Here is a 26,578-nt window from a genome sequence, read left to right on the forward strand (position 1 = left end):
GTCACGGCGGCCCCCGCCTCATTCCGTCACGACGGCCCGTCCCGCCATCCCGTCACGGCGAGACGGGCTCGCGCTCCTCCTGGGAATCTTCGGCGAACTGCTCCAGGAAGGGTTCGACCGCCGCGCGCCAGCCCTCGGGCTGGTCGTAGTGGACGAGATGGCCGGCGTCGGCCACTTCCGCGTACTGCCCGCGCGGCAGTACGCGGACCATCTCCTGGGCCTCCGCCCGGCCCAGCTCGCCGTCGAGCCCGCGGAGCACCAGGGTCGGGCAGCGGACCTGCGCCAGCTCCTCCCAGTGCGCGTCGAACACCCAGGTCGCGCGGGACCGGAGCATCTGGCGGCGGGAGAAGACGGGGCGCCAGCCGTCGGCCCGCTCGGCCATCACCTCGGCGAAGAACTCGCCGCGGGCCGGGTTGGGCCGCTCCACCCAGGGGTCGTCCTCGCCGAACCACTTCCGTACGTCGGAGAGCGTCGCGAACGGCACCGGCCAGGACTTGAACCAGTCCTCCCACTCGCGCTGCGAGGCCGCGCCCAGCGCGGAGGCCCGCATGTCGCAGATGATCAGGGCCCGGACGAGATCGGGGCGCTTGGCGGCGAGCTGCCAGGCCGTGAGCGCCCCCATCGAATGCCCGACGAGGGTGACGGGGGCGAGGCCGAGCTGTTCGATCGCGGCCTCGACATCGGCGACGTACGCATCACGGGTGTACGGGCCTTCGGCCGGCTTGTCGCTGCGGCCGTGCCCGCGCTGGTCGAGGCCGACCGCCCGGTGCCGCTCCGTGAGCCAGCGGGCGGTCGAGGCCCAGTGCGCGGCCCGGCCCATCAGGCCGTGGAGCAATAAGACCCCGGGGGCGCGCTCGCCCTCCGTGCGCCCCTTGGGCGGGTCGGCGAACTCCCAGGCCGCGAGGCGTACGCCGTCGGTCCCGGTCACATCGATGCGCCGCACCATATGTCCTGGCACCCCCTTCTGGTCCTCGATCACCGCTTGATCACTGCTCGATCGCCGCCTGGCCGCGTCACGCCAGACTATCGAACTCGTATTCGAAAACTGGCTTCTGCCACGCAACACCGCTCGTTCGAGTGACCGGCCCCGAGGATTGACCGCGGTGGCGGAGGGGAGACCTTCTCCGGGAGGCGGGCCACTCGGGGATGAGGGCCCGTGGGGATCGACCTCGAGAGCTCGGGGCTCCAGGTCGAAGCAGGGGAGGACAGGCCCCGGCGCCGCGAGGCGCCGGGGCCCTCTGCTTCCGGGAAAGCCGCCGACGGGGATGCGCATCGGCGGTCGCCGTCGCCGGCGCCGGTTCCGGTTCCAGGGGCGGCGGTGTGCGATTCATGGGCACCGGCGCACGATTCACGGGCGGCCGGGACCTCGGCGACCACCCTCCGGTACGCGTGCCGGACCTGCCGGACCTGCCAGTACGACGGGCGCATGCGCCTGCTCCCTCCCCGACCGCGCGGCCAGGTGGCCGACACTCTCAGGTATGCCTCAGCCACAGCCTGGCACGGGATCCGTCCGGGCGCTGCCATTCCGGACGGAAACAGGCGGCGGACGAGCCGCCTCAATGCTCCGGCGGCGCCCCGGCCGCGAAATCCGGCCAAGCAGCACCCCGACAGCGGGGATCCGGCCGCCGGGCGTCCGCTCGACCCTCCCGCCGACCGGCACCCCTCAGCGGCGCCGGACGGCAGTGGTTCCCCGCAGGGAGACTCTCAGCGCTTGGCCACGAACACGTGCGAGGCGACCTCGGTGTCCAGCTCCGCCGCCTCACCGCTGCTGCCGACCAGCACACCGCCGGGCGACTGGGTCACGCTGACCACGGAACCGGGCTGCACACCCGCCCGCCGCAGCGTGTACATCAGCTGGGCGTCCGTCTGGATCGGCTCACCGATCCGGCGCACGACCACCGTCTTGCCGTCCGCCCCCGGGTCGAGCTCCGACAGGCTCACCATGCCCTCGTCGATGAACGGGTCGGCCTCGGCCTTCTCGCCCAGCTCCTCCAGGCCCGGGATCGGATTCCCGTACGGCGACTCCGTCGGGTGGCGCAGCAGCTCCAGCACCCGCCGCTCCACCGCCTCGCTCATCACATGCTCCCAGCGGCACGCCTCGGCGTGGACCTGCTCCCACTCCAGGCCGATCACATCGACGAGCAGGCACTCGGCGAGCCGGTGCTTGCGCATCACACGCGTCGCCAGGCGGCGCCCCTCGTCGGTCAGCTCCAGATGCCGGTCACCCGCGACCTGCACCAGGCCGTCACGCTCCATCCGCGCCACCGTCTGGCTGACCGTCGGACCGCTCTGGTCCAGCCGTTCCGCGATCCGGGCGCGCATGGGGACCACGCCTTCCTCTTCGAGTTCGAGGATGGTGCGGAGATACATCTCCGTGGTGTCGATCAGTCCGGACATTCGTGCCCCTCGATGCTGTGACAGGAAAACGTCGTAAGCGCTGCGCGCTGGCCCTCCCCCAATTCTGACGCATACCGCCGACAACCGTGCCGGGCCGGTCGAACACCGTGCGGCGGAGCCGGACAGGCGGTATTGACATGTCACTGGTCCAGACCGCAACGTGATCGCGGCACGGACACCCATGAACACCTCCCCCGCCGGAAAGGGCTCCTCGATGAGCGACAGCAAGCTGGCCGGTCAGTTCTTCGACGCAGCGATCGGCCTGCTGGAGCGGGTACGCAACGAGGAGTCCGGCAACATCGCGGCCGCCGGTGCCGCGATCGCCGACACCGTCGAGGCGGGCGGCAGGCTCTTCGCCTTCGGCGCCGGACACTCCTCGCTCGCCGCGCAGGACGTCGTCTACCGGGCGGGCGGCCTCGCCCTGATGAACCTGATGGCCGTACCGGGGACGGTCGGCGTCGACGTCATGCCCGCGACACTCGGCTCCGCACTGGAACGGGTCGACGGACTGGCGGGCGCCGTGCTGGACTCCAGCCCCGCCGCGGCCGGCGACGTCCTCGTGATCATCTCGCTCTCCGGACGCAACGCCCTCCCCGTGGAGATGGCGCTGAACGCGCGGGCGCTCGGCCTGAAGGTCATCGGCGTGACATCGGTGGCGTACGCGGACGGCACCCGATCCCGGCACAGCTCGGGCGGCTTCCTGCGGGACCACTGCGACATCGTGCTCGACAGCAAGATCGCCATCGGCGACGCGGAGCTGACGCTCGACGGGATCGAGGCCCCCTTCGCCCCCGCGTCGACGGTCGTCACCAGCGCGCTGATGCAGGCCATGATGGCCGCCGCGGCGGAGCAGCTGGTGGCCCGGGGGATCGAACCGCCCCTGCTGCGCTCGGGCAACGTCGACGGCGGCCACGAATGGAACGGCCGGGTCATGACGGAGTACGGCGACCGGATCTTCTACCGCCAGTAGAAGCGCACCGGTGACGGGTAACGGACACCGCAGCGCCCCTCACCTCGTCGTCGCCAGCACCTGCGCCAGGTCCACCGCCGCCGCCACCCGCACCGCCACGCTCTCCGCGTACGCCGCGTCGGGGCGTTCGAAGGCGGCGCGGTGGGCGGAGCGCAGGAACGTCACCACGCCCAGCGTGCGCCCCCGGCTCCGCAGCACCGCGCACAGCGCGTGCACGGCGTCGCCCGGCCACTGCCGCTCCGCCGCCCACACCCCGGCCCCGGACCCGGCACCCGCGCTCGCCCGCACCGACCCCGCACGGTCCACCGCCTGAAGGGCCGGGTGCCCCGCCGCGTACCGCAGCGGAATGGAACCGCCGGCCACCGGCCGACACGGCCCCGGCTCACCGGCAGGGGTCGCCGCCACCCGCACCAGCCGCTCCCCCGCCACCACATCGACCAGCGCGTGGTCCGCGAAGCCCGCGAGCGCGTAGTCCAGGTAGGACGTCGCCGCCTCCATCGGGTCCTCGCACTCGGACGCCGACCGCGAGGCCCGGTGCAGCTGGTTCGACCGGAACCGCATCCGGTCCGCCTCCTGCGCCGCCAGCTTCTCCGCCGTCACGTCCTGGAACAGCCAGCCCACCCCCAGCGGAACCGGCTCCTGGGCGAGCGGCGAGGCCAGCTGCAGAAAACCGCTGCGCCAGCACCGCCGCCGCTGCCCCTCCGCCGTCCGCAGCGTCACCCACAGCTCGGCGGGCGCCGGTGGTGCGCCCTCGGCGAGCACATGCTGCAACGCGCCCTCCAGATCCTCGACGCCCTGCGCGATCAGCTCGCCCAGCGGGCGCCCCAGCAGCGTCGTACGGCCGCCGCCCAGCGCCCGCGCCGCGTGCGCGTTGACGATCGTCGGCCGCAGATCCGCGTCGACCAGCACCACACCCCAGGACGCGTCCTCGAACAGCGCCTCGCTCAGCGCGATCGACCGCTCCAGATCGATCTGCGCATGCACCTCGCTGAACGCGCAGTACACCCCGGCCGGTCTGCCGTCCGCGCCCCGGACCCCGGCCGACTGGGTCCGCACCAGCACCCGCCCGCCGTCCTTCCGCAGCAGCGCGAACTCATGCACCCGGCGCCCCGGCGCATCCATCGCCGCCATCAGCCGCCCCTGCACCTCCACCGCGTCCGCCCGCCGCACCGCCCACCCGGCGAACCCGGGCCGCCCCACGGCCTCCTGGGCGGACCAGCCCAGGATCCGCTCGGCCTCGCGGTTCCAGTGGGTGATCGTGCCGTCCGCGTCGAACGCGCAGAGCGCGGCGTCCATCCCGTCGAGCAACGCCGCGAGCAACTCGGCCCCGGGCCCCGCCCCCGGCCCCTCGTCGGGCCCGAGCGCCTCGGCCGTTCCACTGCTTGTGGACGCACTCACCCCGTACCCCCCGCAGGACGCATCCGGCATTTCCGCACGTCAGACCATTGAACTCGAAGGTGACCCAGCACACACCGACTTCCCTGAAATCGACCGGCGCATTAATTCGCTTGTGCGGTGCCAGAGACGTTCCTAGGCTGCTGCCAGCGAAGAAAGGAGGTGTTCCGGAAGTGATTTCTTCTCGGACTCGTGAGGTGACTGCGGGCTGACGCCCGTTGTCGCGCTCTTTGCAGTGCAGGCCGGTCGTCGGCCAATCCCAAGCAGTCACCGACCCGCAGGCTCGCCGGTAAGTCCGGCCGGCTCCTCCGCAAGGAGGGACCAGAGCCTGCGGGTCTCTGCATGTCCGGAGGGCCTGAGGCATGTCCGAAAGGCTTCAAGGGCAGAGGCGCTCCACGCGCCAGTCCTCGCTGCCTTCCTCGCGTACGTACCGCAGCCGGTCGTGCAGCCGGTTCTCGTGGCCCTGCCAGAACTCGATGGTGTCGGGGACGACGCGGAAACCGCCCCAGTTCGGGGGCGCGGGGACCTGTTGGCCCTCGGGGTAGCGGGCCGCGAGCTCCTCGTAGCGGGCGAGCAGCTCGTCTCGGGAGCCGATCACCGTCGACTGGGGGCTCGCCCAGGCGCCGAGCTGGGAGCCGTGCGGGCGGGTGCGGAAGTAGGCGGCCGTCTCGTCGCGGCCGACGCGGTCCGCCCGGCCGGTGACGATGACCTGGCGGGCCATCGGGTGCCAGGGGAAGAGCAGCGAGACGTACGGGTTGGCGATCAGCTCGCGGCCCTTGCGGGACTCGTAGTTGGTGAAGAAGACAAAGCCCCGCTCGTCGTACTTCTTCAGCAGCACTGTGCGCGAGGAGGGCCGGCCCTCGGGGGTGGCGGTGGAGACCACCATGGCGTTGGGCTCGTGGAGCAGCCCGCCGACGGCGACCTGCCGGAACCAGTGGGCGAACTGCTGCATCGGGTCGGCGGCCAGCGTGTTCTCGGTGAAGCCCTCGGAGCGGTACTGCTCGCGCATCGCGGCCGGATCGGTGATGGAATCGGAGGGTGAATCTGCGGTGGGCACGGGGTCATCCTGCCGCAGCGGCGGGCCCGGCCCGGCAAGGAGGGTGGCGCGGGAGCGGGGCCGATTCGAGGTCCTGTGCCGGATGTCACGCTTCCCCGTGTCCCGGGTGACCCGCCAGTATCTGAGGCAGGCCACTGTGGCCCGCGCAGAGCCGTCGACCGAGGGAGCCGCCATGTCCGACTTCGTACCGGGACTAGAGGGAGTCGTCGCGTTCGAGACGGAGATCGCCGAACCGGACAAGGAAGGCGGTGCGCTCCGTTACCGGGGTGTCGACATCGAGGATCTCGTCGGCCATGTGTCGTTCGGCAACGTCTGGGGCCTGCTGGTCGACGGGGCGTTCAACCCCGGTCTGCCGCCGGCCGAGCCGTTCCCGATCCCGGTGCACTCCGGGGACATCCGGGTCGATGTGCAGTCCGCGCTGGCGATGCTCGCCCCCGTGTGGGGTCTGAAACCGCTGCTCGACATCGACGAGGAGACGGCCCGCAACGACCTGGCGCGGGCCGCCGTGATGGCGCTGTCGTACGTCGCCCAGTCGGCGCGCGGGCAGGGGCTGCCGATGGTCCCGCAGAGCGAGATCGACAAGGCGAACTCCGTGGTCGAGCGGTTCATGATCCGCTGGCGGGGCGAGCCGGACCCCAAGCACGTGAAGGCCGTGGACGCGTACTGGACGTCGGCCGCCGAGCACGGCATGAACGCCTCGACGTTCACCGCCCGCGTCATCGCGTCGACCGGCGCCGATGTGGCGGCGGCGCTGTCGGGTGCGGTGGGTGCCATGTCGGGTCCGCTGCACGGTGGTGCGCCGTCCCGGGTGCTCGGCATGATCGAGGAGATCGAGCGGACCGGCGATGCCACCGCGTACGTGAAGAAGGCCCTGGACAAGGGCGAGCGGCTGATGGGCTTCGGGCACCGGGTCTACCGGGCGGAGGACCCGCGGGCGCGCGTGCTGCGGCGTACGGCCGAGGAGTTGGGCGCGCCGCGCTTCGAGGTGGCGCAGGCGCTGGAAAAGGCCGCGCTGGAGGAGCTGCACGCGCGGCGCCCGGACCGGGTGCTGGCGACGAACGTGGAGTTCTGGGCGGCGATCATGCTGGACTTCGCGGAGGTTCCGGCGCACATGTTCACGTCGATGTTCACCTGTGCCCGTACGGCGGGCTGGTCGGCGCACATCCTGGAGCAGAAGCGGACGGGCCGGCTGGTGCGTCCTTCGGCGCGTTACGTGGGTCCGGGCTCGCGTGATCCGCGGGAGATCCCGGGGTACGAGCAGCTGGCGGATCTGGGGAACTGAGGCCCGGGTCCGGACGGACGGGAGACGCCGCGGCACCCCCGTCCGTTCCGTTCCGTTCAGATCTTGCCGCGTACGCAGGCCGTGCGGTGCTTGCCCGGACAGAGCCCGAACTCGGCGAGGAAGCGGGGGGTCAGGTCGGGCCGTCCCCAGAAGGTGAAGCCGAGGCTGCCGTACGCGAAGGCGTTGTCCATGCCGGTCCATTCGGTGAGCGGGGACTCGGCGCGGCAGTGCGTGCGGCGGAGCGTTCCTCGGCGACGTACTCGACGGCTCCGGTGAGCAGGTCCTCGCGGGTCGGGAAATGGTGCTGGGCGGCCCCGCGCGAGACGTCGGCGCGCATCGCGACGACGGAGACGGTGGAGCCCGCCCAGCCGTGTTCGGCGAGGCAGGCCGCAGGAGCCACGCCCTCCGAGCCGTGCCGCGCCCGTCACGCACCTGTGCCGCACGCCTCGCGCGCGCCCTGTGCCGCACCCGCCGCGCCCTGTGCCGCGCCTGTGCCGCGCCTGTGGCGAGTCTGTGTCATTCCCGCCTCAGCCTGAGATGGCGTCGTGGCGCGCCTCGTTGACACACCGCCGTCGTCGTGCCGCGTCGGCGCGTCCGGTCACATGGCCGGGCGCTTCGCCCAGTTGAACGTTCCGGCTGCCGTATGGGCAGCCCTCACTGCCAGTTAGGCCAAAATGACACACAAGGGACGCATCGTCTCCGCAGTTGCCCTCACCACCCTGGCGCTCGGGCTCACGGCCTGCAACGACGGCGAGGACGCGGCATCGGCGCAGGACTCGCCGCCGGCCTCCGCCCCGGCGTCGTCCGACCCGGACAGCAAGAGCCCGTCCGCGGACCCCAGCGACGACGCTGCCGCTCCGGCCGGTGGTGACGTCGCCGCACCGGGCACGAAGTTCAAGATAGGTGACCGAGCGATCCTGCCGTTCAAGTACGGGACCGACAAGAAGGGCACCGTCGCCGTGACCGTCACGGCGATCGAGAAGGGCGCCGAGGCCGACATGGCCGCCTTCGGTGACAAGGCGAAGGGCATGACGCCCTACTACATCCGGATGAAGGTGGAGAACGTCGGCGGCACCGACCTGTCGTACTCGTCGCTGAGGCTGCGCGGCAAGCTGGAAGGCGGAGGCCCCACGGGCGTCATTCTGATCGGCGACCTCCCTGGCAAGTGCGACAGCGAGACGGCACCCCGCGACTTCACCACCAAGGGCGCGTCGTACGAGACCTGCTCGCTCAGCGCCACGAAGACCGACCCCATCGCGGTTGCCTCGTTCGAGGAGGGTGACGCGTACAGCGACAGCCCGGTCCTCTGGACCAGCTGATCAGCCGTTCCCGTGTCCGCGGGCCGGGCATCCCGTCCCTGACGGCATGCCCGGCCCGCGGCCCCACCACCGGCTCCCAGACGACGAAGCTGTCCCCTCGCCACGTTCGGCGCGAAGGGCACGCAGCTCAGCGGTGTCCGATTCGGTCCACGGCCGCAAGTTCAGCCGGTCGGTCCTGAGGTGGAACGACATCGTCCCGTACGCGGCCACGCCCCGGCCCTGCCCCTGCGGACCCTCACGAACCACGCGCCCCTTTGCGTCAGGGGCGGTTCAGACCCCACGTCTGCAGGACGTACGGCCGCCCCTTCTCCTCCCCCTCGATCAGCGGTACATCAAGCAGGCGGAATCCAGACTTCGTGGCCACCGCGACGCTGGACGCGTTCTCGGCCTCCAGCTCCAGGATCACCTGCTCCACGCCCAGCTGCTCGAAGGCGTACGCGGCCATCACCCGCACCGCCCGCGTGGCCAGCCCCTGGCCGCGGTGGGCCGGGCCGACCGCGTAACCGAGCTCGGTGCCCTCGGGGGCGCGCCGCAGCATCACCTCACCGAGCGCCGCGCCGCCGTCGGTGGCGATCGCGAGCAGGATGGTCGTGCCCTCCGCCCGCAGCCGCCGGGCCTTGTCCAGCCGGGCGCGGGCGGCAGCTTCGTCGAAGGGGGAGACGAGGGGTGTCCAGTACGCGGTGTCGGGGTGGTCGAACAGATCCGGCATCGCGGCCAGGTCGCCTTCGGTCCAGTCGCGCAGGACGAGGCCTTCCCCCGTGAGCTCGATGCGCTCGGGAAAGGGTGATGCGGTGGTGCTGCTCATGGTGCGGGCCCCCTGGCCTGTCAGGAACGAGGAAGGATATCCGGGGGCCGACCACGCGCCTGCCCTCGGAGGGGCCCCTCACCCCAGCGCGTCCTCCACCAGCGCAGCCCACTGCGCCACGACCCTGCGGCGCCGGGCCGTGTCGTCGGTGAGTACGTTGGCCAGGCCCAGGCCGCGGGCCATGTCGAGGAGGCCCTGGACGGTTTCGCGTACGCCGGGCTCCGTCTCGTCGGCGGCGAGGAGTTCGACGGCGATGCGGTGGGTCTCGCGGCCGACGCGGGCTTCGAGTTCGGTGACGCGGGGGCGGAGTTGTGCCTCGTTGGAGGCGGCCACCCAGAGTTGGAGCGCGGCGCGGAAGAGCGGGCCGGTGTAGAGGTCGACGAGGGCGGCGATCACGTCCGTGCGGCCCTGGACGGGCAGGGCGCGCAGGGCGGCGGAGCGTTCCTCGGCGACGTACTCGACGGCGGCGGTGAACAGGTCCTCGCGGGTGGGGAAGTGGTGCTGCGCGGCGCCGCGCGAGACGCCCGCGCGTTCGGCGACGACGGAGACGGTGGAGCCCGCCCAGCCGTGTTCGGCGAGGCAGGCGACGGCGGCTTCGAGGAGCCGGCGGCGGGTGGCCCGGCTGCGGTCCTGCTTGGGGGTCCGGTCGGTGGGGGGCGTCACAACACCCATGCGGGGTCCCGTCGTTCGAGGAAGGCCGTCATTCCTTCCCGGGCCTCGGCGGAGGCGAAGAGGGCCGCCGAGCGGGCGATGAGGTCTTCGGCATGCTGGTCGAAGTTGCTCAGCACAGTAGCTGTGACCAGCTTCTTCGATGCCGCCAGCCCCTGTGGGGACGCCTTGCGCAGGCCGTCCAGGACGGGGGCGAGTGCCTTGTCGATGTCCTCGGCGTCCTCGGTGTCCTCGGCGGGCCCGGTGGGCCCGGCGGCGAGGGTGATCAGGCCGATGCGGGAGGCTTCGGTGGCGTCGAAGCGTTCGCCGGTGAGGTAGTAGCGGGCGGCGGCGCGCGGGTCGAGGCGGGGCAGCAGGGGCATCGAGATCACGGCGGGGGCCAGGCCCAGGCGGGACTCGGTGAGGGCGAAGGAGGCGTCGGGGCCGGCCGCCGATATGTCGCAGGCGCCGAGCAGGCCGAGGCCGCCCGCCCGTACGTGGCCGGTGACCCGGGCGACGACGGGCTTGGGCAGGGCGACGATCCGCCGCATCAGGGCGACGAAGGCCGCCGGGTCGGGCGGTGCGGTCAGGTCGGCGCCCGCGCAGAAGGTGTTGCCGGTGTGGGTGAGGACGACGGCCCGTACGGTGTCGTCGGCCGCGCAGGTGTCCAGGGCGGCGGTGAGCTCGCCGACCAGGGCCGCGGAGAGTGCGTTGCGGTTGGCGGGCGAGTCGAGGGTGAGCGTGGTGATGCCCCGGTCGTGCGCGGGGCCGGCGAGCGCCTTCATGGTCGGTGGTCTCCTTGGCCGTTGGTGGTCCTGCGGGACTTCTCCCGGTCGCGCAGTTCGCGGCGGAGGATCTTGCCGGAGGTGGCGCGCGGGATCGCGTCGATGAATTCGGCCTGCCGGATCTTCTTGTACGGGGCGACGCGCTCGGCGACGTACGCCATGACGTCGTCCGGCGTGAGGTCCGGTGCGGACGGCTGCCGGACGACGTACGCCTTGGGGAGCTCGTTGCCGTCGGTGCCGTACACGCCGATGACGGCGGCGTCCGCGATCGACTCGTGGCCGAGCAGCAGTGCTTCGAGTTCGGCGGGGGCGACCTGGTAGCCCTTGTACTTGATGAGTTCCTTGACCCGGTCGACGACGTACAGCCAGCCGTCGGCGTCGACGTGTCCTATGTCGCCGGTGTGCACCCAGCCGTCGGCGTCGATCATGTCGGCGGTGGCCTCGGGGCGGCCGAGGTAGCCCTTCATCACCTGCGGGCCGCGGATCAGGATCTCGCCGTCGGTGCCGGCCGGGGTGTCTTCGGGGCCGTCGCCGCCGAGCGGGGCGATCCGCATCTCGGTGCTGGGCAGGAGCCTGCCGACCGCGCCCGGGGGCGGGTTCTCGGCGGCGAGCGGGACGACATGGGTGGCGGGCGAGAGTTCCGTCATGCCGTACGCCTGGCGCACGGGCGGCAGTCCCAGGCGCCGGGAGCAGGCGGCGGCGAGCGCGGCGTCGAGCGGGGCGGCGGCGCTGACGACGTACTCCAGCGAGGACAGGTCGTACCGCTCGACCGAGGGGTGTTTCGCGAGGGCGAGCACGATCGGCGGGGCCACGTACAGGCCGGTGATCCGGTGCTTCTCGATCGCAGCGAGGAACTGGTCCAGGTCGAAGCGCGGCAGTACGACGACGGTGGCGCCCATCCGCAGCGGGGCGTTCATCAGGGCGGTGAGCCCGTATATGTGAAAAAAGGGCAGTACGGCCAGGATGCGGGCGCCGGGGCCCATGGGGATGAAGGGGCGGAGCTGCTCCAGGTTGGTGCCCATGGAGCGGTGGGTGAGCATGACGCCCTTGGGGGTTCCGGTGGTGCCGGAGGAGTAGGGCAGGGCGGCGACGTCCTCGCCGGGGTCGACGGTGACGCGGGGTTCGGGGGCGGTGGTGGCGAGCATGTCGAGTACGGAGGTGTGTCCCTCGGCCCGGTCGCAGACGAAGATCTGCTCGATCGAGCCGACGAGTGCGGCGGCCTCGCGGGCCGTCGCCAGGAGCGGGGAGACGGTGACGATCCAGCGGGCGGAGGAGTCGCGGAGCTGTTTGGCGAACTCCTCCGCCGTGGCCAGCGGATGGACGGTGGTGACGGTCGCGCCTGCCCGGGTCGCGCCGAAGAACACGGCCGGGTAGGCGATGGTGTTGGGGCTGTGCAGGGCCAGTACGTCGCCCTTGCGCAGCCCTGCCTCGGCGAGCGCCGCGGCGTTCTTGCGGTGGAAGGCGTCGAGTTGCCGGTAGGTGAGGGCGGAGCCGTCGTCCGTCCCGTCGATCAGGGCCACGGTGTCGCCGTACGCGGCGGTGGCCTCTCCCAGGACCGCGTCATGGATGGGCAGGTCGAGTACCGGTACGGCGGGGTAGTCGCTGTGGAACACGAGCACCATGGCGGGTCCCTTCGGGGCGGCGGTGTGGGCGACCGGAGCGGCGGTGTCGGGGACGGACTGGCGGGGCTCAGTAGGACTTGGGGAGGCCCAGGGACTGGTGGGAGACGTAGTTCAGGATCATTTCCCGGCTGACGGGGGCGATCCGGGCGACGCGGGCCGCCGTGATCAGGGACGCGAGGCCGTATTCGCGGGTGAGGCCGTTGCCGCCGAGGGTGTGCACGGCCTGGTCGACGGCCTTGACGCAGGCTTCGCCCGCCGCGTACTTCGCCATGTTGGCGGCCTCGCCGGCGCCGATGTCGTCGCCGTCGTCGTAGAGCCGGGCGGCCTTCTGCATCATCAGCCGGGCCAGTTCGAGTTCGATGTGGGCCTGGGCGAGCGGGTGGGCGATGGCCTGGTGGGAGCCGATGGGGTCCTTCCACACCTGGCGGGTCTTGGCGTAGTCGACGGCGCGGGCGAGTGCGTAGCGGCCCATGCCGATGCCGAACGCGGCGGTCATGACGCGTTCGGGGTTGAGCCCGGCGAAGAGCTGGAGGAGCCCGGCGTCCTCGTCTCCGACGAGCGCGTCGGCGGGGAGGCGTACGTCGTCGAGGACCAGCTCGAACTGCTTCTCCGGGGCCTGGAGTTCCATGTCGATCTGTGAGCGCCCGAAGCCGGGGGCGTCGCGGGGGACGATGAAGAGGCAGGGCTTGAGCCGGCCGGTCCTGGCGTCCTCGGTGCGGCCGACGATGAGGGTGGCGTCGGCGATGTCGACGCCGGAGACGAAGACCTTGCGGCCGGTGAGCAGCCAGTCCTCGCCGTCCTTGCGGGCGGTGGTGGTGATGCGGTGGGAGTTGGATCCGGCGTCGGGTTCGGTGATGCCGAAGGCCATGGTGAGGCTGCCGTCGGCGAGGCCGGGGAGCCACTGCTGCTTCTGGGCCTCGGTGCCGAAGCGGGCGATGACGGTGCCGCAGATCGCCGGGGAGACCACCATCATCAGCAGCGGGCTGCCGGCCGCACCCAACTCCTCCAGGACGATGGAGAGTTCGGCCATGCCGCCGCCTCCGCCGCCGTACTCCTCGGGGAGGTTCACGCCGAGGTAGCCGAGCTTGGCGGCTTCGGTCCACAGTTCGTGCGGGTGGGCGCCGTCGCGTACGACGGAGGTCATGTAGTCGCGTCCGTAGCGCTTTCCGAGTGCGGCGACGGCGGTGCGCAGGGCCTGGTGCTCTTCGGTTTCGAGGACGGTGCTCATCGCTTCGGTTCCTCCTGTACGTCTTGCACGACGGTCTGTGCGTCTTGTACGACGGCGAGCAGGGTGCCGACCTCCACCTGGAGGCCGGGTGCGGCGTGGAGTGCGGTGAGGGTGCCGGAGGCGGGGGCGAGGATGCGGTGTTCCATCTTCATCGCCTCCAGCCAGATCAGTGGCTGTCCGGCCGTGACCGCCGCCCCTTCGGCGAGCCCGTCCGCGACGCGGACGACGGTGCCGGGCATGGGGGCGAGCAGCGAGCCGGGTTCGGTGCGGTCGGTGGGGTCGGTGAAGCGGGGCAGGGCGGTGAGGGTGTACGAGCCGGTGGCGGTGTCCACGTACGCCTTGTCTCCGTGGACGGCGATGTCGAAGTGGCGGGTGATGCCGCCGGACGGGGCTGTGGCGCCGCCGGTTTCGAGGGTGACGCGGTCGGGCCGGGCGGCGATGACGCGTTCTCCGGTTTCGGGGACGGGGCCGGTGCGGGTGGTGCGGTAGGCGGCCTCGTGTTCGGTGCCGTCGGGTTCGGCGCGGTAGCGCTTGGTCCGGGGCTGGGAGGAGATGTTGCGCCAGGCGCCGAAGCGGGCGGGGCCGGGTGCCTGCTGCCGGGCGGCGGCGTCGGCGAGGGCGGCGGCCAGGGCGGCGAGGCGGGGTCCGGGATCGGCCTGGGCCGGGGCCCGGGTGAGGGCGTCCAGGTGGCGGTCGTAGAACCCGGTGTCGAGGCGGGCGGCGAGGAAGTCGGGGTGGCGCAGGGACCGTACGAGCAGCTCGCGGTTGGTGACCGGGCCGTGGATGCGGGCGCGTTCCAGGGCGCGGGCGAGCAGCCGTACGGCTTCGGTGCGGGTGGGGGCGTGGGCGACGACCTTGGCGAGCATCGGGTCGTAGTGGACGCCGATGGTGTCGCCGTCGGTGTACCCGGTGTCGAGGCGCAGGCCCGGCTCGTCGGGTACGTGGAAGGTGTGCAGTGCTCCGGTCTGCGGCTGCCAGTCGCGGGCGGGGTCCTCGGCGTAGAGGCGGGCCTCGACGGCGTGGCCGTGCGGTGCGGGGGGTGCGGTGGCGGGCAGTGGTTCGCCTTCGGCGACGCGGAGCTGGAGGGCGACGAGGTCGAGGCCGAAGACCGCTTCGGTGACGGGGTGCTCGACCTGGAGGCGGGTGTTCATCTCCAGGAAGTACGGGCGTCCGTCGGCGGCGAGCAGGAACTCGACGGTGCCCGCGCCCTGGTAGCCGACGGCGTGTGCGGCGGCCACGGCGGCGTCGTGCAGCCGGCCCTGCAGCGCGTCGTCGAGTCCGGGGGCGGGGGCTTCCTCGATGACCTTCTGGTGGCGTCGCTGGAGCGAGCAGTCGCGGGTGCCGAGCGCCCAGACCCCGCCGTGCCCGTCGGCCATGACCTGGACCTCGACGTGCCGGCCGCGTTCCACGTACGGCTCGGCGAAGACCTCGCCGTCCCCGAACGCGGCTGCCGCCTCCGCTGCTGCCGCAGTCAACTCGGCGGGCAGTTCGGCGAGTTCGCGCACGATCCGCATCCCGCGCCCGCCGCCGCCCGCCGCCGCCTTGAGCAGCAGCGGCAGGTCGTCGGCGGTGGCCTTCGCCGGGTCGACGGGGGCGAGCAGCGGCACCCCGGCGGCAGCCATCAGTTCCTTGGCGCGGGTCTTGGACGCCATCAGCTCGATGGCCTTGGCCGGCGGGCCCACCCAGAGGAGTCCGGCGTCCTGCACGGCGCGGGCGAATCCGGCGTTCTCGGAGAGGAATCCGTAGCCGGGGTGGACGGCGTCGGCACCGGCCGCGAGCGCGGCGCGCACCACGAGGTCGCCGCGGAGATAGGTGTCGGCCGGGGCGGCGCCGGGCAGCCGTACGGCGGTGTCGGCCTCCCGTACGTGGAGCGCGTCGGCGTCCGCGTCGGAGTACACCGCGACGGTGGCGATGCCGAGCGCCCGGCAGGTGCGGAAAATCCGGCAGGCGATCTCGCCCCGGTTGGCGACGAGGAGGGTGCTGATCATGTCTTCCTCACATCCGGAAGATGCCGAAGCCGCCGCGGGCGCCTTCGACCGGGGCGGTGTGGATCGCGGACAGGCACATCCCGAGGACGGTCCTGGTGTCGCGCGGGTCGATGACTCCGTCGTCGTACAGCCGCCCGGAGAGGAACATGGGCAGTGACTCGGACTCGATCTGCTGCTCGACCATGGCGCGGAGTCCGGCGTCGGCCTCGTCGTCGTAGGGCTGCCCCTTGGCGGCGGCGGAGGCACGGGCGACGATGGAGAGCACCCCGGCGAGCTGCTGCGGGCCCATGACGGCGGACTTGCTGCTGGGCCAGGCGAAGAGGAAGCGCGGGTCGTAGGCCCTGCCGCACATGCCGTAGTGCCCGGCCCCGTACGAGGCGCCCATCAGCACGGACAGGTGCGGGACCTTCGAGTTCGACACCGCGTTGATCATCATCGCGCCGTGCTTGATGATGCCGCCCTGCTCGTACTCCTTGCCGACCATGTAGCCCGTGGTGTTGTGGAGGAAGAGCAGCGGGATGTCGCGCTGGTTGGCGAGCTGGATGAACTGGGCGGCCTTCTGCGACTCCTCGCTGAACAGCACGCCCTGCGCGTTGGCGAGGATGCCGACGGGGTAGCCGTGCAGGGTCGCCCAGCCGGTCACCAGGCTGGTCCCGTACAGCGGTTTGAACGCGTCGAAGTCGGAGCCGTCGACGAGCCGGGCGATGACCTCGCGGGGGTCGAAGGGCACCTTCAGGTCGCCGGGCACGATGCCGATCAGCTCGTCCTCGTCGTACTTGGGCGGCTCGGCGGGGCCCGGATCGGCGTGTGCCTTGCGCCAGTTGAGGCGGGCGACGATCCGGCGGGCCTGGCGCAGCGCGTCCTGCTCGTCGACGGCGAAGTGGTCGGCGAGACCGGAGGTGCGGGCGTGCATCTCGGCGCCGCCGAGCGATTCGTCGTCGCTCTCCTCGCCGGTCGCCATCTTCACCAGGGGCGGTCCTCCGAGGAAGACCTTGGACCGTTCCTTGATCATGACGGTGTGGTCGGACATGCCGGGTACGTACGCCCCGCCCGCGGTCGAGTTGCCGAAGACGACGGCGACGGTCGGGATGCCGGCCGCGGAGAGCCGGGTGATGTCGCGGAACAGCGCCCCGCCGGGAATGAAGATCTCCTTCTGCGAGGGGAGGTCGGCACCGCCCGACTCGACGAGGCTGACGCAGGGCAGCCGGTTGGCGAAGGCGATCTCGTTGGCCCGCAGGGCCTTCTTCAGGGTCCAGGGGTTGGAGGCGCCGCCGCGTACGGTCGGGTCGTTGGCGGTGATCAGGCACTCCACGCCCTCGATCACCCCGATCCCCGTGATGAGCGAGGCGCCGACCGTGTACCCGGGGGCCTCACTGCCCCAGGCGGCGAGCGGCGACAGCTCCAGGAACGGAGTGTCCTCGTCGATCAGCAGCTCGATCCGCTCGCGGGCCGGCAGCTTGCCGCGCGAGCGGTGCCGTGCCACGTACTTCTCGCCGCCGCCCGCCTGCGCCTTGGTGTGCTCGTCGGCCAGTTCGTCGAGCTTGGCGAGCATGGCCGTGCGGTTGGCGGCGTATTCGGGGCTCGCGGTGTCGAGCGCGGTGGGCAGGACGGTCATGCGTGCGCCTCCGGTGCGTGGGCGGTCTCCAGCAGCGATACGGGAATGGGCAGGTGCCGGGAGCGCAGCCACTCCCCCACCGCCTTGGCCTGCGGGTCGAACCGGTGCTGGGCGGCGACGCCCTCGCCGAGCAGCCCGTGGACGGTGAAGTTCAGGGCGCGCAGGTTCGGCAGGAGGTGGCGTACGACGGTGAGTCCGGCGGTCTCCGGCAGCAGTTCCCGGAACCGTTCGACGGTCAGCTCGTGGGCCAGCCACCGCCAGGCGTCGTCGTCGACGGCCCAAACGCCCACGTTGGCGTCCCCGCCCTTGTCGCCGCTGCGGGCGCCCGCGATCCGGCCGAGCGGGGCGGGCCGGGTGGGCCCGGGGTCCGGCAGGGGTGCGGGCAGTGGCGGTTCCGCGGCGTCCCGGAGCGGCTGTGTCGTCGCGGGAGGTGCCAGGCTCTCCCGCCGCCCGTCGGGGAGCACGGCGACGTGCGGGACCTCGCCGGCCGGTACGTACCGGGCCTCGAACACCCCGTACGGTGCGCCCTTGCCGGGCGGGGCGGTGACGTGGAAGCCGGGGTAGCTGCCGAGCGCCAGCTCGATCGCGGCGCCGGAGACCGCGCGCCCGACGGTCTCCTGGTCCTGGTCGCGGACGACGAGCCGGAGCAGGGCGCTCGCGGTCTCCTCGGTGGCGGCGTCGGCCCGGTCGGTCCGGGACAGCTCCCACCGCACCTCGTCCGGTTCGGCGCCGGAGCGGGCGAGCGCGTCCGCGAACTGTTCGCGCACCAGCTGGGCCTTGGCCTCGATGTCGAGGCCGGTGAGCACGAAGACGACCTCGTTGCGCCAGCCGCCGAGCCGGTTCAGCCCGACCTTGAGGGTGGGTGGCGGGGCCTCGCCGCGTACGCCGGAGATCCTGACCCGGTCGGGTCCGTCCTGGGTCAGCCGTACGGTGTCGAGCCGGGCGGTGACGTCCGGTCCGGCGTACCGGGCGCCGCCGGTCTCGTACAGCAGTTGGGCGGTGACGGTGCCGAGGTCGACGACGCCGCCGGTGCCGTCGTGCTTGGTGATGACGGACGAGCCGTCGGCGTGGATCTCGGCCATGGGGAAGCCGGGCCGGCGCAGGTCGTGGCCCCGGAAGAACGAGTAGTTGCCCCCGGTGGCCTGGGTGCCGCACTCCAGGACGTGCCCGGCGACGACGGCCCCGGCGAGCGCGTCCAGGTCGCCGGGCCCCCAGCCGAAGCGGGCGGCGGCGGGTCCGGTGACGAGGGCCGCGTCGGTGACCCGCCCGGTGACGACGATGTCCGCGCCCGCGTCGAGGCAGGCGGCGATCCCGGCGCCGCCGAGGTAGGCGTTGGCGGTGAGGAACCCCTCGGGCACGGGGAGGCTGTCGCCCTCCACATGGGCGACGCGCACCGGGACGCCGACCTTCCGCGCCAGCTCCCGCACGGCGTCGGCCAGTCCGGCCGGGTTGAGTCCGCCCGCGTTGGCGACGATCTTCACCCCGCGTTCGTGGGCGAGCCCGAGGCCCTCTTCGAGCTGGCGCAGGAAGGTGGTGGCGTAGCCACGCGTGGGGTCCTTGAGCCTGCTCCGGCCGAGGATGAGCATGGTCAGTTCGGCGAGGTAGTCCCCGGTGAGGACGTCGAGGGGGCCGCCGGTGAACATCTCGCGCATGGCGTCGAAGCGGTCGCCGTAGAAGCCGGAGGCGTTGCCTATCCGCAGCGGTGCGGTCACTTGCCTTCTCCCCGCGGTGCGCGGCCAGGTCCGGCGGGCCCGGCGAACGCCTGGGCGATGTCGAGCCACTGGTCGGCGTCGGGGCCGACCGCCCGGACGGCGAGGTCGTCGCGGTGCGCGCGCTGGGTGACGAGCAGGCAGAAGTCGACGAGCGGGCCGGTGACCCGCTGCGGCGCGTCCTCGGGCCCGAAGACGACCGGCCCGTGGCCCGGGGCTTCGAGCTCTACCCGGAACTCAACCTCGGGCGCCTTGATCCCCCGTACCAGATAGGCGTAGTCGCGGGCCCGCACCCCGATCCGGGCGACGTGCCGCAGCCGGGCGGTGGGGGTCCTGGTGACCCCGAGGGCGTCGGCGATGTCCTGGCCGTGCGCCCAGGTCTCCATGATCCGGGCGGTCGCCATGGACGCGACGCTCATCGGCGGCCCGTACCACGGGATGCGGGTGCCCGCCGGGGCCTGGCGCAACACCGCCTCCAGCCGCTCCCGCCCGGCCCGCCACCGCGCGAGCAACGCCTCCGGGGCCAGGGCGGCGGCGATCTCCTCGGCGCCCCGGTCGACGAAGGACTCGGGCGCATCCATGGCCCTGGCCACCTCCCCCGCGAAGGCCTCGGCATCGGTGGCGGCCAGCAGCGCGACCTCGTCGGTCCAGGTGAGATGGGCGATCTGATGCGCGATGCTCCAGCCGGGGGCGGGGGTCGCGGCGGCCCACTGGCCTGCGCTCAACTCCCGCACCAGTCCGTCGAGTTCCTCGCTCTCGTCGCGCAGATCGCCGATCACGGCTGCGACATCGGGCACGGTGCGCTCCCCTCGGGGCGTGGCGGTGTGCCCAGGAGCATGACAGCGGACCAATAAACAAGCAAGCATGCTTGCATTATTTTCTGCGGGAGTTCCTCGGGGCCCTGCGTCACTCCGTACGCCCGCAACGGGTGCCGGGCCGCGCGGCGTTACGCTCGTCGCCATCGACGACACGACGCGGGGGCGACGTACATGAAGCGTTCGAGGGGGCCGAGCCGTCGAGCCTGGCTGTCTCTGGGCATCGGCGTCGCGGCGTCGGCCGCGGTCGGGGGGACTGTGTACGCGTCCGCCGACGGTCCCGTGCCGGACCGCGAACGGGTACGAACGGACCTCGCCCCGCTGCGGCGCAGGTTCGGCGAGGCGGGGCGGCTGGGCGGGGCGCACTGGCTGGCGTACGACCGGGACGCGAAGGACCGCGAGTTCCTGCCGAGCCCGGACGTGCGTTACCGGGTGGTGGGCGTGGCCCGGCTGCCCGCCGGGACCGCGGCCCGGACCGTGGCGGACCCGGCGCACACCTTCGGGCCGGCCGCGCCGCGCGGGGTACCGGACGTGCTGGCCGAGTTCCTGCCCGCGCACGCGCGGTGGATGACCAGCGCCTCCTACGACGCGCTGCTCCTGGGCCCCGGCCCGGTGGAAGGCCTGACGAAGGGGCGGTTCTTCCTCGACGCGGCGACGGACACCCTGTACTTCGACACCGTCAACCCGCACTGAGTGCGAACGCGGCCGAGGGCCGCGGGTCAGTCGACCACGGCGATGACGACCGCCGAGAGCAGGGCGAAGAAGCAGCCCGCCGCGGTGATCACGGCCCTGGCGTGGCGCATCCCGAAGGACGGGGCCCGGGTCGTCGCGTCCTCGGGGTTCGCGGCGCTGTAGTGGACGGTCACGAAGTCGCCCCGGGCCAGGGTGAGGCGCGACTGGCGTTCCTCGAAGCTGACGGTGTGCCCGTCGTCCGTCCGGAACTCCAGAGTGGGATGGGTGTACACGACGGGGCCGCCCTCCGGGCTCTGGACCTCCTCGGTGCGCAGGGAGACGCACCGGGCCTCGGCGGTGCGTCCCTCGGCCCAGGCGGCCCGGAGCCGGGGGCCCTGGAGCTGCCGGTCCAGGTTCCTCCCGAACATCACGGCCGCGCCGACGGCGAGGACGAAGTAGGCGGCGGCGATGACCATGGCTCCCCCGGCGTGTTCCGTGTGCGGGCCGCCATGATCCCGTGCGCGGGACGGGCCGACAAGGGCCCGCCCCGCGACATCAGGCGCGCTTGCGGGGCTTCCCGCGCCGCGTCTGGCTCCGTACCGCGCCCATGCTCGCCCCGATGACGAGGGCGATCGCCAGCGCGTCGGTCGTCGTCAGGGCCTGGTCCAGGATCAGGAAGCCGGCCGTGGCCGCGATCGCCGGTTCCAGGCTCATCAGGATCGCGAAGGTGGGCGCGGGCAGGCGGCGCAGCGCCATGAGTTCGAGGGTGTACGGAAGCACCGAGCTCAGCAGCGCCACTGCCGCGCCCAGCCCGATCGTGGACGGGACCAGCAGTTTCGAGCCCGACTCCATGATGCCGAGGGGCAGCGAGAGCACCGCCGCGACGACCATGGCCAGGGCCAGCCCGTCCGCCTGGGGGAAGCGTCGGCCGGTGCGGGCGCTGAAGACGATGTACGCCGCCCACATGGCACCGGCGCCCAGGGCGTAGGCGGCGCCGACCGGATCGAGGCGGTCGAGCCCTCCGCCGCTCAGCAGCACGACGCCGCCCAGCGCGAGCCCGGCCCAGACCACGTTGATCAGGCGGCGGGAGGCGAACACCGAGAGGGCGAGCGGCCCCAGCACCTCCAGGGTGACGGCCGCGCCCAGCGGGATGCGGTCGGCAGCCTGGTAGAAGAGCGTGTTCATGCCGCCCATGGCCAGCCCGAAGGTGAGGACCGTGCCCCAGTCGGCGCGCGAGTGGCCGCGCAGCTTCGGGCGGCAGACAACCATGAGGACGATCGCGGCCACGGCCAGGCGCAGGGTGACGACGCCGAGCGCGCCGGCCCGGGGCATCAGCAGCACCGCGACCGCGGAGCCGAACTGGACGGAGAGACAGCCGCCGACCACCAGCGCGACCGGGGCGAGCGCCGCCCCCCGGCCCTTGGGGCGAGCGGGACCCGCCGCGTCGCCCAGGGCGGAGGCCGCCTCGGGTACGGCGACGGCTGCGGCCCGCTCCATGGCCGCAGCGGCCCCTGCTGCACTGCGCTGGTCGTTCACCTGCGGTGTTCCTCCCGAATCCGACAGTTCAATACAATGAACTGTTCGATCTAAGATACTGCACCGCATCCGTGCGCTGCGCCCGTGCGGTACGTCCTCTTACGGTAGGTACCTCCGCGTGGCACGTGAAATGTCGACCGGGCTCCGGTTATGCTCCCCGCGCATGAGCATGGGGCGTTACGGACAAAGCGCTGGTCGCGGCATCGAAGTGCGGCATCTGCGTGCCTTTCTGGCCGTGGCCGACGAGGGCAACGTCACTCGCGCCGCCGCCCGGCTCCGCCTCACACAGCCCGCGGTCTCCCGCACCCTCGCCGCCCTTGAGCTGCACCTCGGCATCCGCCTCGTCGACCGGTCCACCCACCATCTCGTCCTCACCCCCGAAGGCGTCGCCTTCCGGGACAAGGCGGCCGCCGCGGTCGCCGCCTTCGACGAGGCGCTCGATCCCGGCGGGCTGCGCCACTGGCCGCTGCGGCTCGGGCACGCCTGGTCGGCGTTCGGCCCGCACACCACACCGCTGCTGCGCCGCTGGCAGGAGCTGTACCCGCAGACCCCGCTCGAACTGCTGCGCATCGACGACCGCACCGCCGGGCTGACCCGGGGCGAGGTCGATGCCGCGCTGCTGCGGGGGCCCGTCGAGGCTCCCGGCCTCGTCACCGAGGTGCTGTTCGACGAGGACCGGGTGGCGGCGGTGGCGGCGGACGGCCCGCTCGCGGACCGTGCCACGCTCCGGCTCGCCGATCTGGCGGACGAGACCGTCGTCCTCAACACCGTCTCCGGCACCACCACCGTCGACCTGTGGCCGCCGGGCGGCCGGCCCACCGCCACTCTCACCGTCGCCAACACCGACGACTGGCTGACCGCCATCGCGGCGGGGCGCGGGGTCGGGGTCTCCGCCGCATCCACCGCCGGCATGCATCCGCACTCCGGGGTCGCCTACCGCCCGCTGGTCGACGCCCCGCCCGTACCCGTCCTGCTCGCCCGGCGGGACGTCCCGGGGCATCCCGCGCTGCCGGCACTCATTGCCCTCGTCCACGAGATCCTGCGGCAGGACACCACCGGCAACTGAGCCCCGCCCGTGACGGACGCCTACCCGACCCCCGTCCAGCAGGCGCTGTCGCTCTCAGCGAGCGGGAGTTCAGCGCTGCCGTTCGCGCGGCTGCGGGTACGGTGTCGGCCGCGCCGACGCGGGCAGCGCGCACGGACGCTCGTGGACACGGACCGTGATGCCGGGCCCGGTCGCGCCGGGGATGTCGTACGTCTTCGACTCCCCGCGGGCCAGGGGCTGTTGGCAGTGGTCGCACCTCACCGGCGACCCTCCCGCCACACCCGGCTGAGCCGTACCGCGACCGGACACGGCGCGCACCGGCAGGCAGCGCACGTGCAGGTGTGGCCGAGGAAGGCCCGGTACGCCTCGTCGCTGCGCGAGCGGACGGTTTTCGTCGGGGGGATCACGTCGGCATGTCCTTCCGGCAGGAACGGGGGAACCAGTGGACGGTGGACCCGAATACGTCGATCGCCCGGGGGCCGAGGTCGACGGCGGTTCCGGCGGACAGCGCGATGCCGCAGAACACACAGCACACGCCGCGCTGCTGGGCGTGCGACAGCGACGCGACCGGGGGAAGCTCCCGGGGAGCACCCGTGGCAGTCAACGGAACACCTCTGCCCGGGCCCCCAAGCCGCTGCCGGTGAGGACGGGCGCGAGTGCGCCGACTTCCCGCTTGCGGTGAATCAGTACCGGGTTCGGGGCGTAGGACGCCAGCCATTCCGAGCCCGGATCACGTGTCCGTAAGGCCATGACCAGCAGGTTAGGAGCTCGGGAGAATCAAGGTCGGCCGCGATTCGCGAATATTCTCTACGCGCCCGACGTGATTCCCGATGATGCTCACGAGAGGTTCAGCTGGGCCCGCGCTCGTGCGATCAGCCGGTGCGCACCGGTCCCGTACACGGCTGATGCGGTGAGGCTGTCCCACACCCGTCGATACACACCGGTGCTCTCGGGGTCGTCGATCCAGAGTTCGGCGTGCCAGTCCTCGACGATGGCCAGCCGGTCGTCATACAGCCAGAATCCCGGCCCCGGCGGGATGGCCACCCGTGCGCCCAGCGGGACGATGCCGAGCCGGACGGTGTCCAGCCCGATCGCGCCGACGAGTCGGTCGAGCTGAGCGGAGAGCACACCGGGTGGGCACACTCCAGCGTGGAGAGCGGCCTCCCACATGACGATGTCGAACGTTCGGCCCGACTGGTAAAGCAGGTCCTGGCGGTGCATACGGGCACGAACCGCTGCCTCTATGTCGCGGGGCGACTGGTAGAGCGCGGCGAACCCGGTGAAGACGTGCCGGGCGTAGTCCGGGGTCTGAAGCATGCCGACGACCATGGCCCCTTGCCACGCCCGCAGTTCGGCCGATCGCTCGTACTCGACGGTGAGGGCGTCCTGTACCGGTCGGTGACCGGCACTCAACTGGCGGCGCCACGACCGGGTGCGGGTCTCCAGTCCCTGGACGTGGGCGTGGAGCTCTTCGGCAGCCTCGGGTCGCCCGGTGCCCGTGGCCCACGCCGTGAGGTCATCCGGGGTGGCCGTCTGCCGTCCGGCCTCCAGCTTGGAAACCTTGGCCTGCGGCCACCCCAGCTCGGCCGCCAGCGCCCGTTGCGTCGTCGTGCCACGCAGCTCACGGAGCCGACGGCCGAGCGCCTCGCGGGCGTGCTGGAAGTCAGTGCTCACACGGCGAAGTTACCTCTGCACCTGGTCGTAGGGCACGGCGTGGTGCCAGGCAGCCTCGCGGACCTGCGCGTATCGCAGGACGTCCACGGGGTTCGTGATCAGCTCGACTCCGGTCATCTCGTCGGCGTCGTCGTGGTGGAGCAGAGCGACGACTCGACTGTCGAAGATCCAGAAATCCTCTTGCGGCAGCAGGAGTTCATCGGCCCTGCTGCGGACCAGAACGCGGATGTTCTCGCCCACCGCGGTGTTACGGCGGGCGTTGTCGAGGAGGTAGCGCTGCCCCGGAGTGGGCGGCTCGTCGAGAATGCGGACGCGCTCGAACCGTTTGCCGAGCGCGGACTGATCGCGTCGTCCGGTGCACCACGGGTCGTCGAGGTCCCAGTCGACGCGACCCTCGTCGAGGAACTGTCGATAGGTGTCGGTCTCCTCGTCCGAGGCGTAGCGGCGGCGCGTCTCCAGCCTCCAAGCCGAGTGCTTCAGCTTGGCGAACATGCCTCCGAAGGCCTCGAAGGTGATGAACTGGGGCACGTGCACGGGCTCCTTGGGACCGAAGTTCGCGAGCAGTTCACGCGGGACGGCGACAGCACCCTCTTCGGGGGTGAGGTTGTCGAGCTGGTTGAGTTCGGCTGCGTCGGTAACGCGGTCGCCCTGGACGACGTATCGATCGGTGCCAGGGATCTCGTACAAGGTCGGACATCCGTCGTTGCCCGAGTTGGTGCCGACCTTGCGCAGTTTTCGGACCATGAAGTCCTCCTGTGGGTGGTGATCTGTGGCGCACCGTAGCCGTGCGGGTCGGCGACACAACAGAGCGCCGGAATCCCCCTGCCGTCCAGGCGGACAGCACCCCTACCTGCGTTGCGAACGTGACACTTCGGTGGGTGTTCGACACGTTCCGCCGCTTGGTAGGGGGTACCGCCGCCGCAGCGGGTCAGGCCGGGCCGGGTTCGCGGCAGGGTCGACAGAGGCCGTCACGGAACGCTTCGGGCCGTCCGGGGGCGCCGCATTCGGTGCACTCGACCATCAGACGGCGTACGGGAGTTCCCGGCGCGGCCGGGGACGCGGCAGGCAGGCGGGGCGGGAGCTTGTCGCGAAGGCGGCGGCGGACGAAGCCGAAGGGCGAGTCGACGGACGCGGGAAGCCCGGCGGTCAGCGCATGCGTCAGGTAGTCGGCGTCCACGCCACGCGCGAACCACTCGGCAGCCGCCTGTTCCAGTGCCGCACAGTCCGTTGCCGAAAGGGCCAGGCGGGAATCGGCACGGCCGAGATGGGCCAGGGCCAGGAATGCGGGAGAGGGACAGCCCGCAGTCGCCTGCGACACCGGCACCGACACCGGCTCCGTGGTGCACTGCACCGGCACCGGCTCCGGCATCAGCACCGGCTCCGGCTCCGTGGTGCGCTGCTGCGGCACTGTCGTGACGGGCGGCTGCGCCGGTACGGATGCGACGTCGACCTCGCAGGCGGCGGGTTGGGCGGGTACCCACGGCGTTGGGGGCGCGGTGGCCTCTGCGGCCTCCTGCGGTGCGGGGTGGCGTTCCTCGGCGGTCAGGAAGGCGTTCCACCACTCGTTGTCGCGGGCGGTACGGGACCAGAAGGTGCGGGTGACCCAGCGGACCTGGCCGCCGTTCTCGCCGTTCTCGCCGCTCAGGCACCGGACATGCCGCAGATGACCGGCCACGCCCAGGGCCCGTAAGGCGCTGCCGACGGCCATCTGCCCGTACAGCGGCTGGCTCCTGGCCAGCGACTTGATGTCCATCGCCGCACCGTCGGGCAGCGCGTCGACGTAACCGGCGATGTGACGCTCACGCTCGGGCAGCAGCGTGAAATCACCCTCGTGGAGCGGGCGTTGAGCCGGGACGGAACGCTTTCCGTAGCCGGGCCTGGCCTTCGGATGGGCGCGCGAGGATGCGGACGCGCACGGGGCAGGGCTAAGGTCTAAAACAACCACGGGATCGCCTTTCAGCTTTCTTCGATCTTGGGGCCAGACCCCGGCCGGTGCTGAGAACACCGCGTCGGGGT

27 protein-coding genes and 1 pseudogene are annotated in these 26,578 nt (G+C 72.2%); 5 read left to right on the forward strand and 23 right to left on the reverse strand.

The window, feature by feature from the left end; genetic code table 11:
• Positions 1-52: 52 nt before the first annotated feature.
• Both ACFYY7_RS14750 and ACFYY7_RS14755 read right to left on the reverse strand, forming a co-directional pair.
• Positions 53-946, reverse strand: coding sequence for an alpha/beta fold hydrolase (locus ACFYY7_RS14750; RefSeq protein WP_388662006.1), 894 nt, complete (start codon positions 944-946; stop codon positions 53-55).
• 758 nt (positions 947-1,704) lie between these two features.
• Complete coding sequence (locus tag ACFYY7_RS14755; RefSeq protein WP_266730631.1) at positions 1,705-2,397, reverse strand: metal-dependent transcriptional regulator; 693 nt, start codon at positions 2,395-2,397, stop codon at positions 1,705-1,707.
• A 214-nt stretch (positions 2,398-2,611) separates the two neighbouring features.
• On the opposite strand from ACFYY7_RS14755, the gene ACFYY7_RS14760 reads away from it, so the two are divergent.
• On the forward strand, positions 2,612-3,367 hold the full coding sequence (locus tag ACFYY7_RS14760; RefSeq protein ID WP_388662008.1) for an SIS domain-containing protein: 756 nt from the start codon (positions 2,612-2,614) through the stop codon (positions 3,365-3,367).
• A gap of 39 nt (positions 3,368-3,406) precedes the next feature.
• Here the strand turns inward: ACFYY7_RS14760 and ACFYY7_RS14765 are convergent, their stop codons facing one another.
• The gene (locus ACFYY7_RS14765; RefSeq protein ID WP_388661549.1) at positions 3,407-4,765 is read right to left on the reverse strand and encodes a PAS domain-containing protein; all 1,359 of its coding nucleotides are present in this window, start codon (positions 4,763-4,765) and stop codon (positions 3,407-3,409) included.
• Positions 4,766-5,138: 373 nt separating this feature from the next.
• Positions 5,139-5,771 carry a pyridoxamine 5'-phosphate oxidase gene (gene pdxH, locus ACFYY7_RS14770; protein ID WP_388662010.1) on the reverse strand — a complete coding sequence of 211 codons (633 nt, stop codon included), beginning with the start codon at positions 5,769-5,771 and terminating at the stop codon, positions 5,139-5,141.
• A 220-nt stretch (positions 5,772-5,991) separates the two neighbouring features.
• On the opposite strand from pdxH, the gene ACFYY7_RS14775 reads away from it, so the two are divergent.
• Positions 5,992-7,101 carry a citrate synthase 2 gene (locus ACFYY7_RS14775; RefSeq protein WP_358942081.1) on the forward strand — a complete coding sequence of 370 codons (1,110 nt, stop codon included), beginning with the start codon at positions 5,992-5,994 and terminating at the stop codon, positions 7,099-7,101.
• A gap of 56 nt (positions 7,102-7,157) precedes the next feature.
• On the opposite strand, the gene ACFYY7_RS14780 is transcribed toward ACFYY7_RS14775, so the two are convergent.
• Positions 7,158-7,292, reverse strand: a complete 135-nt coding sequence (locus ACFYY7_RS14780; RefSeq protein ID WP_388662042.1) for a hypothetical protein — start codon at positions 7,290-7,292, stop codon at positions 7,158-7,160.
• A 26-nt stretch (positions 7,293-7,318) separates the two neighbouring features.
• Positions 7,319-7,438 (reverse strand): annotated as a pseudogene (locus ACFYY7_RS14785) (TetR/AcrR family transcriptional regulator); the annotation flags it as partial.
• Positions 7,439-7,775: 337 nt separating this feature from the next.
• Here ACFYY7_RS14785 and ACFYY7_RS14790 point away from each other — a divergent pair.
• Positions 7,776-8,420 carry a hypothetical protein gene (locus tag ACFYY7_RS14790; RefSeq protein ID WP_388661551.1) on the forward strand — a complete coding sequence of 215 codons (645 nt, stop codon included), beginning with the start codon at positions 7,776-7,778 and terminating at the stop codon, positions 8,418-8,420.
• A gap of 259 nt (positions 8,421-8,679) precedes the next feature.
• Here ACFYY7_RS14790 and ACFYY7_RS14795 read toward each other — a convergent pair whose 3' ends face one another.
• The 9 genes from ACFYY7_RS14795 to ACFYY7_RS14835 all read right to left on the reverse strand — a co-directional run bounded on the left by ACFYY7_RS14795 (position 8,680) and on the right by ACFYY7_RS14835 (position 19,617).
• Positions 8,680-9,225: a GNAT family N-acetyltransferase gene (locus ACFYY7_RS14795; RefSeq protein WP_351261739.1), complete on the reverse strand. Its 546-nt coding sequence runs from the start codon at positions 9,223-9,225 to the stop codon at positions 8,680-8,682.
• Positions 9,226-9,303: 78 nt separating this feature from the next.
• The gene (locus ACFYY7_RS14800) at positions 9,304-9,897 is read right to left on the reverse strand and encodes a TetR/AcrR family transcriptional regulator (RefSeq protein ID WP_388661553.1); all 594 of its coding nucleotides are present in this window, start codon (positions 9,895-9,897) and stop codon (positions 9,304-9,306) included.
• Positions 9,885-10,658, reverse strand: coding sequence for an enoyl-CoA hydratase family protein (locus ACFYY7_RS14805; protein WP_388661555.1), 774 nt, complete (start codon positions 10,656-10,658; stop codon positions 9,885-9,887). The genes ACFYY7_RS14800 and ACFYY7_RS14805 overlap by 13 nt, the downstream gene beginning before the upstream one ends.
• Complete coding sequence (locus ACFYY7_RS14810) at positions 10,655-12,280, reverse strand: 4-coumarate--CoA ligase family protein (RefSeq protein WP_388661557.1); 1,626 nt, start codon at positions 12,278-12,280, stop codon at positions 10,655-10,657. The genes ACFYY7_RS14805 and ACFYY7_RS14810 overlap by 4 nt, the downstream gene beginning before the upstream one ends.
• Positions 12,281-12,347: 67 nt before the next feature.
• Positions 12,348-13,508: an acyl-CoA dehydrogenase family protein gene (locus ACFYY7_RS14815; RefSeq protein WP_388661559.1), complete on the reverse strand. Its 1,161-nt coding sequence runs from the start codon at positions 13,506-13,508 to the stop codon at positions 12,348-12,350.
• A complete protein-coding gene (locus tag ACFYY7_RS14820) occupies positions 13,505-15,496 on the reverse strand; it encodes a biotin carboxylase N-terminal domain-containing protein (protein WP_388661561.1) in 1,992 nt (663 codons plus the stop codon). Before ACFYY7_RS14820 ends, ACFYY7_RS14815 begins: the two co-directional genes overlap by 4 nt.
• 7 nt (positions 15,497-15,503) lie before the next feature.
• Entirely contained in the window at positions 15,504-17,111 is a 1,608-nt protein-coding gene (locus tag ACFYY7_RS14825) for an acyl-CoA carboxylase subunit beta (protein WP_388661563.1), read from the reverse strand.
• Positions 17,108-18,823, reverse strand: coding sequence for an acyclic terpene utilization AtuA family protein (locus ACFYY7_RS14830; RefSeq protein WP_388661565.1), 1,716 nt, complete (start codon positions 18,821-18,823; stop codon positions 17,108-17,110). Before ACFYY7_RS14830 ends, ACFYY7_RS14825 begins: the two co-directional genes overlap by 4 nt.
• On the reverse strand, positions 18,820-19,617 hold the full coding sequence (locus ACFYY7_RS14835) for a TIGR03084 family metal-binding protein (protein WP_388661567.1): 798 nt from the start codon (positions 19,615-19,617) through the stop codon (positions 18,820-18,822). Before ACFYY7_RS14835 ends, ACFYY7_RS14830 begins: the two co-directional genes overlap by 4 nt.
• Before the next feature lie 192 nt (positions 19,618-19,809).
• Between ACFYY7_RS14835 and ACFYY7_RS14840 the strand changes: the two genes are divergently transcribed.
• On the forward strand, positions 19,810-20,328 hold the full coding sequence (locus ACFYY7_RS14840) for a hypothetical protein (RefSeq protein WP_388661568.1): 519 nt from the start codon (positions 19,810-19,812) through the stop codon (positions 20,326-20,328).
• 26 nt (positions 20,329-20,354) lie between these two features.
• Here the strand turns inward: ACFYY7_RS14840 and ACFYY7_RS14845 are convergent, their stop codons facing one another.
• Together ACFYY7_RS14845 and ACFYY7_RS14850 are read right to left on the reverse strand one after the other, a co-directional pair.
• Entirely contained in the window at positions 20,355-20,783 is a 429-nt protein-coding gene (locus ACFYY7_RS14845) for a DUF3592 domain-containing protein (protein WP_388661569.1), read from the reverse strand.
• 79 nt (positions 20,784-20,862) lie between these two features.
• The gene (locus tag ACFYY7_RS14850) at positions 20,863-21,843 is read right to left on the reverse strand and encodes a DMT family transporter (protein ID WP_388661570.1); all 981 of its coding nucleotides are present in this window, start codon (positions 21,841-21,843) and stop codon (positions 20,863-20,865) included.
• Positions 21,844-22,006: 163 nt separating this feature from the next.
• On the opposite strand from ACFYY7_RS14850, the gene ACFYY7_RS14855 reads away from it, so the two are divergent.
• The gene (locus ACFYY7_RS14855) at positions 22,007-22,909 is read left to right on the forward strand and encodes a LysR family transcriptional regulator (RefSeq protein WP_388661571.1); all 903 of its coding nucleotides are present in this window, start codon (positions 22,007-22,009) and stop codon (positions 22,907-22,909) included.
• A gap of 69 nt (positions 22,910-22,978) precedes the next feature.
• Here the strand turns inward: ACFYY7_RS14855 and ACFYY7_RS14860 are convergent, their stop codons facing one another.
• From ACFYY7_RS14860 to ACFYY7_RS14885, 6 genes are all read right to left on the reverse strand, one after another.
• A complete protein-coding gene (locus ACFYY7_RS14860) occupies positions 22,979-23,149 on the reverse strand; it encodes a hypothetical protein (protein ID WP_388661572.1) in 171 nt (56 codons plus the stop codon).
• Positions 23,150-23,291: 142 nt separating this feature from the next.
• Positions 23,292-23,492, reverse strand: a complete 201-nt coding sequence (locus ACFYY7_RS14865) for a hypothetical protein (RefSeq protein ID WP_388661574.1) — start codon at positions 23,490-23,492, stop codon at positions 23,292-23,294.
• Entirely contained in the window at positions 23,489-23,638 is a 150-nt protein-coding gene (locus ACFYY7_RS14870) for a hypothetical protein (protein WP_388661576.1), read from the reverse strand. The genes ACFYY7_RS14865 and ACFYY7_RS14870 overlap by 4 nt, the downstream gene beginning before the upstream one ends.
• An 87-nt stretch (positions 23,639-23,725) precedes the next feature.
• The gene (locus ACFYY7_RS14875; RefSeq protein WP_388661578.1) at positions 23,726-24,562 is read right to left on the reverse strand and encodes a helix-turn-helix domain-containing protein; all 837 of its coding nucleotides are present in this window, start codon (positions 24,560-24,562) and stop codon (positions 23,726-23,728) included.
• A gap of 9 nt (positions 24,563-24,571) precedes the next feature.
• The gene (locus tag ACFYY7_RS14880) at positions 24,572-25,306 is read right to left on the reverse strand and encodes a DUF6879 family protein (RefSeq protein WP_388661580.1); all 735 of its coding nucleotides are present in this window, start codon (positions 25,304-25,306) and stop codon (positions 24,572-24,574) included.
• 184 nt (positions 25,307-25,490) lie between these two features.
• Positions 25,491-26,507: a MarR family transcriptional regulator gene (locus ACFYY7_RS14885; protein WP_388661582.1), complete on the reverse strand. Its 1,017-nt coding sequence runs from the start codon at positions 26,505-26,507 to the stop codon at positions 25,491-25,493.
• Positions 26,508-26,578 lie beyond the last annotated feature (71 nt).

This window comes from Streptomyces sp. NPDC001933, from assembly GCF_042890955.1.
GTDB lineage: Bacteria > Actinomycetota > Actinomycetes > Streptomycetales > Streptomycetaceae > Streptomyces.